Here is a 524-nt window from a genome sequence, read left to right on the forward strand (position 1 = left end):
AGGGTTCTCTTCATATTGGCGAGCGCGTTCACGAATTGGACGCTGTTCTTCAAGTACCGCGTCAATCACGGGCTTTTTACATTCAAGACAGCCAATTCCTGCACTGCGACACCCAGTTTGAACCCACTCTTTCGTTGATTCATCAGAGTAGACTTCGTGAAGTTTCCAGACAGGACACTTATCAGGATCACCGGCATCAGTTAAGCGAACGCGCTGAGGGTCGGTTTGCATTGTGCGAATCTTCTGTTCAACGACATCAGGCTCTTCACGTAATGCAATCGTGTTGCCGTAAGACTTCGACATTTTTTGACCGTCAAGCCCTGGCATTTTAGATGCCTTGGTCAATAATGCTTGCGGCTCTGGCAAGACGACCTTACCGCCACCTTCAATGTAGCCAAACAAGCGTTCACGATCACTAATCGTAATATTTTGCTGATCTCGAATTAGCGCGCGTGCTGTCTCTAATGCCTCGTCATCACCTTGTTCTTGGAAACGTTTTTGAAGCGTTCGATATAGCTTAGATG

The 524-nt window shown here is 47.3% G+C and carries 1 pseudogene; it reads right to left on the bottom strand.

From position 1 onward, the window contains the following. Nucleotides 1–524 (bottom strand): annotated as a pseudogene (locus tag A3739_RS26000) (tryptophan--tRNA ligase); the annotation flags it as partial.

The organism is Oleiphilus sp. HI0067, from assembly GCF_001635735.1.